This is a genomic window from Acinetobacter sp. UBA3025 (genome assembly GCF_002367915.1).
Lineage (GTDB): Bacteria > Pseudomonadota > Gammaproteobacteria > Pseudomonadales > Moraxellaceae > Acinetobacter.
In genome coordinates this window covers 1-5920 of sequence record NZ_DFDO01000028.1, presented here as the reverse complement: position 1 = coordinate 5920, position 5920 = coordinate 1, and the positions used below count along the sequence as shown (strand labels likewise).

Sequence of the window (5920 nt, the reverse complement as noted above, 5' to 3'; positions counted from 1 at the left end):
GGTCATGGATATGAATATTGCCGTTGCATTTTACGCCTGGCGCAAAGGTAACAAAATCCCCAAGCACACAATCATGCTCTACATAACTGTATAAATTAGCATGGAAGCATTTGCCAATCTGGATATTTGAGGTAATCGTCACAAATGGACTTAAAGCCATACCTTCGGCAATCTTGGACTGATCCATCAACACCACATTATCGGCCTGAATCGACCAGAGCTGAATGCCATCTTGCTCAAATCGCCGGGCAATTTTTTCCCGAACACGGCTATTGGCAATCGCAATCTGCACCGCTTTAAAATCTGCAGATTCATTTAAAAATGTCGCATAATTCATAGCACGATGACCATTAATCTGGCTAATTTCTGTTAGAGCGTCATCAATAAAGACAATTTCAGACGGATCATTGTCACGTGCCAATTGCTGCCGTGCCACCGGCATCAGGCTACGGCCACAGCCGGAAGCACCATAAATCGCATAAAGCTGGGTCATTTTTTCTGTTCCGGTGTGCCAGTAAATTTGCTCATGGTTGCCTCGCCTTCGGCATGAATATCATCCTTGGCTAATACCTTTTTCACAGTTTTCACCATGATTTTAAAATCCAGCCAAAGCGATTGATGTTCCACATACCAGGTATCCAGCCGGAATTTTTCTTCCCAGGAAATAGCATTGCGGCCATTCACCTGTGCATAACCGGTCATGCCGGGACGGACATTATGCCGTTTCGCCTGCTCGGCATTATACAGCGGCAGATATTCCATCAATAAAGGGCGTGGACCAACAATACTCATATCGCCTTTGATCACATTCCACAATTCTGGCAATTCATCCAGACTGGTAGAACGCAGCATTTGGCCAAACGGCGTTAAACGTTCACTGTCGGGTAATGGATTACCATAAGCATCCACCGCATCTTTCATGGTACGGAACTTGATCATTTCAAAAGGCTTACCATTCAGACCTGGACGTACCTGACGAAACAGTACTGGAGAGCCTAGATTCTTTTTTACCTTATACGCCACTAGAGCATATACCGGTGATAGGATCACCAGCGCGGTCGAAGCAATCGCCACATCCAGAATACGTTTAATCATGCCGATATTCCCATCTCACGCAGCATATGTGCATTGACCTGATGTACATCATATTTGCTCAAGGCACGTTCCCTCGACTGCTGTCCCATATAGGCCATCAGTTTTGGATCGTCAATAAAATACTGCATTGCCTGCACTAGTTCATCCACTGATTTTACCCCGACCAGATAGCCATTGACACCATGGGCTACAGTTTCACGACAGCCTGGCGCATCGGTAGTAATAATCGCCCGACCCATCGCCATGGCTTCCAGCACAGTCCGTGGCGTGCCTTCACGGTAAGATGGCAACACATACACCGAACTGACCGCAATTGCCGGGCGTACATCACTGAGTCTGCCCCAGTAATTGATCGTCTTTTCTGCAATCCAGCTGTCTAACTCAGCCTGGGAAATCGCGGTCGGATTATCATCAATCCAACCGACCAGATGGAATTCCGTTTCCGGATATTGCGCTTTGATGATCCGTGCTGCCTCGGCATATTCACGTACGCCTTTATCACCCAATAAACGGGCAATGAGCAAAAATGAAGCTTTGACCTGACCTTGCGTATTTTGCGGCAATGGCATGATATCGAAGTCCTGCACATTCACCCCGGAACCATTTACCACCACGGTCGGTTTATCTTTTTCCAGCAGATGCATGTCCTGAAACAGTTTCAGATCATCCGGATTCTGGAAAAAGACTTTATCGACATGTTTTAAGGCTTGGGCGTATAAGCCATGGACCATTTTCTGGAACAGGCTACGTTGACCCGATTCGATATTCTGAAAGGCATAGCCCAGACCGGTAATCAGAGCAAAACGATGCGGCACTTTAGCCAGCCAGGCCGCCAAAGTGCCGTAAATGACCGGTTTAATGGTATAAGACAGCACATAATCCGGCTGAATCCGACGGATCTGCTGATACATCTGCTTTAACAGTTTCAGATCAGCCAATGGATTGGTACCCGTGCGCTGCATCGGAATTTCATGCACCTGATAACCCAGCTGTAACAGCTGCTGATGCTCTTCAGCAAAGCTGGACAGTTCCGGAGTCATGATGTGGATTTCAAAACCGCGCGCGGCAATGGCTTCTAACAACTTGCCACGAAAGTTCAGCACTGAAGGTAGAAAGCTGCTGATCATTAAAAATTTCATGCCTGTTGGCTCCATACCTGCATATATTGCTGACTGACAGTTTCAATGCTGAAATGCTGTTCTATCCGCTGCCATGTCGCCTGTTTTAAAGCAAATTTCTCATCCGCACTCAACTGGAGATACTTTAAAATGGCTTGAGCTAAAGCATCACTGTCGCGCGGTGGCACAATATTACCCAACTCCTGCACGATATAACTGGCATCTCCAACATCAGTACTGATACATGGCAAACCGGAGGCCAACGCTTCAACCAGTACATTCGGAAAGCCTTCGGTAATTGATGTCATCAGAAAAGCATCAATGGATTGATAAAAGGCTGGCATATCGGAGACCTGATCCAGCAACTCCACTTTGTTCTGATCTAACTGATATTGTTCAAACAGGGCTTTGACTTCAGGATTATTCAGACTAGCACCACCACCAGCAATTCTAAACACTACTGGCTGGTCTTTCAGTTTCGCCATAGTTTCAAATAGATAAGGATAGCCTTTGGCTGGATGATAACGCCCGGCAAAACCAATCACGATTGGATCATGTAATTCCGGATTAGGCTGAAACTTATCCAGATACACACCATTCGCGATCACATGACTATTTGGATTATGAAACCCGAATGATTGATGCTGCTGCATGGAAGAATGAGCACAGTAAATAATGGCTTGGGGCTGTGCCGATAACAATTTGCTTAACACTAAAGCCAGTTTAGTGCTGATGGATTCATCTTTCGGTGAAGCTAAAGAATGATGAATACCCCAGATTACCTTAGGTTTCTGCTTTAAGCCGATGACACTCAAGCTAGTCAGGACATTGGCATGGTACATCCAGCACTGCAGCGTTTGCGGTGTCAGTTGTTTTAATAAAGCACGCAGTTTTTGAATGGTGCCAAACGTATTCAGTCCATTCCAGCCTAGAGCATAATGTGTCTGACAGCGATCCAAGGTGCTTTGATAGACTGCAGAGGTTTTCATCAAAGCGATAATGACATGCTGATATTGCTGCTCAGTTGCCTGAATCAGGCGCGATAGCATCATTTCCGCACCACCAACTCCAGCAAAATTAGTGATGACATGCACCATGGTCGGCTTGCTCATACGGCCTGCTCCATCATCTGCAGGTATTGCTGCAATACAGTGGATTTATGGAAATGCCGGATATGTGCAGTAAAATCCTGCTCTGAATAGCGGACATAATCGCCAAAAATCGCTTTCCGCATAACTTGGGTGAGTCCTGCCTGATCATTGCATTCTACTAGCAAGCCAAATCTGGAATTATCCAGAATTTCCATCGGACCACTTGGGCAGTTGGTACTCACCACTTTGATTTTGGAAGCTAGTGCCTGAATCAGCACGCCTGGCAAACCTTCCCAGTTAGAACTAAGCACAAACAGCGAGGCATATTTAAAATAGGCATAAGGATTGGAATCAAATCCCGGCAAATCCACAATGTCTGTCAGACCTAACTCAGCAATAAGCGCCTCGAATTCAATACGAAGTTCACCTTCTCCCAGAATCAGCAAGCGAGTGTCGGGATGCTGGTCATGCAGGTCTTTAAAGGAGCGGATCAAAAAGCCAAAGTTTTTGGCTTCTGTCAGACGGCCGACAGCCAGAATCACTTTATTGCTGCCATCAAAAAATTTGTGCTGGACGGGTACATTTAGTTTTTCAAAATAGGCATCGTCCAGAACAGGGTTATAAATGGTACTTAGATTGGACTTTTTATAGCTGTAATATTCTCGGAAATCCTGCTCGACGCCTTTGGAGACACAGACCACCTGCTGTGCCATTGGATAGGTGAAATTTACTAGAGTTTTTAAAATGAATTTTGCCAAGCCTTGAGTTTTTATATTTTTGGACGGCGTCGATACTTCCCGAAAAATCAGACGAGTTTGTACCCCAGCCAGTTTTTTGGCCAAGGCGGCAATAATATTAGTATGGGTCTGAGTGGCTACGAGACAATCATACTGTTCGGCCTGTAGTTTCTTTTTTAACGGCACAATCGCACTCGCCACACGGCCACAGTCAAAGTTGATCAGCTGGATTTTAGAACTGGCTTCTGGCAGTAATTTTGCTTTGACTCCACTCAGGTCACACACACCTAAATGAATATTCAGGCCCTGTTCAGCAAAACTGTTAGCCAGCTGAATCACCGTACGCTCCGCACCACCGCCCCCCAACGTCGGCAAAAAGAACATCACTTTATTCAACATAATCAGACCTGACTTAAAAATTAATGGGAAGTTTTAGAGACTTGAATTTCGATAGCGCGCTGTACCCGTTCGGCATAGTCCTGAATACCGACCAGATCGCTATCACTGGCACAGGTCGTCTGGATCTTGGTCTGATAATCCGCAAAACTGGAAACGACTTTGGCTGGTACGCCAATCGCGACACTATTATCCGGAATGTCTTTGGTCACCACAGAGCCGGCACCTATCACCACATTTGAACCGATAGTAATACCCGGCATAATGATACTGTTCACGCCAATAAAGACATGCGAACCGACCTGAATCGGGGCAAAGCGTTGATAACGTTTGCCTTGAGCATCTTTCACCAGACAGGTACTGCCATCATGGGTAATAAATTTCACGCCTGAGGTCACGGTGACATGATCACCAAGTGAAATGAGAAATGGCTCGGAGCCCCAGTTTTTAATATAGATCCGGCACTGCTCCCCTACGGTCACGCCTTTTTTACGCGCATAGGCCACACTGCCTTTGGCTATAAAATAAACCAGGTCAAACAGCAGATGAAACGCAGAACGAATAAAGGCCATAGGGCTAATAAAACTCAATGCAAAAAGATCAAGCCGGATATTTTACGCTGAAAATAGGCAGAGGGATATGCGTGCCCAGTCAGAGCGATTTTATTTTTTTTGCAGGAATGCCAACATAAACCCCCACTTCCATCAGTGGCTTGGATACCAGACTACAGGCACCGATCACACTGTTGTCTGGAATAGTCACTCCATCCAGCACAGTGACCCGTGCGCCCAGCCAGATATTTTCACCTAAACTGATGCCTTGTCTAGTAATCTGATCTTTGACCAGCACATCCGGTTCACCAAATTTATGGTTGCTGGCAATGATAAGGCTTTGTGTCCCAATCCGGGTATTGTCACCAATTTTTACCCCGCCACAACCATTGATATAGGACTTGGAATTGATGCTGACATCGCGACCAATTTTAATCTTGCCACCAAAGCACTTGATATAGCAGTTTTCCCCAATAAAGCTGTGATCCGCAATGGTAAGACTCGCACCCGGCTCGACAATGATGCTGACATAATCACCAATATAAACATTCTTGCCGATTTTGACCTGACCACTTATTTCCAAAGTCGAATGTTTGCCAAAATATCGGAATCGGGTCTTGAAGGCCAAATTATAGATTGCCTTACGGCACTGTGCAGTGAACCAATGCATGAGTTTCAAGGCTTTAAAAAACATCATACTTTGCTTCTCCACACTACATATAAAATGGCAAAGTTATAGAAAATCAACGCGACCGGCACCGCCAGCAACATATACAGCTTGTCACTTAACAGCAGATACAGAGCGGCAAATAAAATAAATTTAATGCACAACTCGACAATCTGCAATTTAAACAAGGCCTTGCTATTGCGCCGCGCTACCAGATAAGCAGAACTTGGCGGATTACAGAAAATCGCCCAATATCCCAGAGCTA

7 protein-coding genes and 1 pseudogene are annotated in these 5920 nt (G+C 45.5%); all 8 read right to left on the bottom strand.

Going from position 1 to position 5920, the window contains the following annotated elements; genetic code table 11:
* Positions 1–493, bottom strand: a 493-nt coding sequence (locus tag B4J23_RS01190) for an acetyltransferase (RefSeq protein ID WP_291358450.1), incomplete at its 3' end; no start/stop codon positions are given.
* Positions 490–1095 (bottom strand): sugar transferase, encoded by a 606-nt coding sequence (locus B4J23_RS01185; RefSeq protein WP_291358448.1) that lies wholly within the window; start codon positions 1093–1095, stop codon positions 490–492. The genes B4J23_RS01190 and B4J23_RS01185, both read right to left, overlap by 4 nt.
* Positions 1092–2234, bottom strand: a complete 1143-nt coding sequence (locus B4J23_RS01180; RefSeq protein ID WP_291358446.1) for a glycosyltransferase family 4 protein — start codon at positions 2232–2234, stop codon at positions 1092–1094. Before B4J23_RS01180 ends, B4J23_RS01185 begins: the two co-directional genes overlap by 4 nt.
* Positions 2231–3325: a glycosyltransferase gene (locus B4J23_RS01175; RefSeq protein ID WP_291358444.1), complete on the bottom strand. Its 1095-nt coding sequence runs from the start codon at positions 3323–3325 to the stop codon at positions 2231–2233. Before B4J23_RS01175 ends, B4J23_RS01180 begins: the two co-directional genes overlap by 4 nt.
* Entirely contained in the window at positions 3322–4440 is a 1119-nt protein-coding gene (locus B4J23_RS01170) for a glycosyltransferase (protein ID WP_291358442.1), read from the bottom strand. The genes B4J23_RS01175 and B4J23_RS01170 overlap by 4 nt, the downstream gene beginning before the upstream one ends.
* Positions 4441–4460: 20 nt before the next feature.
* Positions 4461–5009 (bottom strand): acyltransferase, encoded by a 549-nt coding sequence (locus B4J23_RS01165; RefSeq protein ID WP_291358440.1) that lies wholly within the window; start codon positions 5007–5009, stop codon positions 4461–4463.
* Between the two features lie 79 nt (positions 5010–5088).
* Positions 5089–5685, bottom strand: coding sequence for an acyltransferase (locus tag B4J23_RS01160; protein ID WP_291358438.1), 597 nt, complete (start codon positions 5683–5685; stop codon positions 5089–5091).
* Positions 5682–5920 (bottom strand): annotated as a pseudogene (locus B4J23_RS01155) (hypothetical protein); the annotation flags it as partial. The gene B4J23_RS01160 and the pseudogene B4J23_RS01155, both read right to left, overlap by 4 nt.

Excerpts from the sequence above, each read along its gene's own strand:
- B4J23_RS01180 (WP_291358446.1), bottom strand. The coding sequence starts at position 2,234 with ATGAAATTTTTAATGATCAGCAGCTTTCTACCTTCAGTGCTGAACTTT.
- B4J23_RS01185 (WP_291358448.1), bottom strand. The coding sequence starts at position 1,095 with ATGATTAAACGTATTCTGGATGTGGCGATTGCTTCGACCGCGCTGGTG.
- B4J23_RS01175 (WP_291358444.1), bottom strand. The coding sequence starts at position 3,325 with ATGAGCAAGCCGACCATGGTGCATGTCATCACTAATTTTGCTGGAGTT.
- B4J23_RS01165 (WP_291358440.1), bottom strand. The coding sequence starts at position 5,009 with ATGGCCTTTATTCGTTCTGCGTTTCATCTGCTGTTTGACCTGGTTTAT.
- B4J23_RS01170 (WP_291358442.1), bottom strand. The coding sequence starts at position 4,440 with ATGTTGAATAAAGTGATGTTCTTTTTGCCGACGTTGGGGGGCGGTGGT.
- B4J23_RS01160 (WP_291358438.1), bottom strand. The coding sequence starts at position 5,685 with ATGATGTTTTTTAAAGCCTTGAAACTCATGCATTGGTTCACTGCACAG.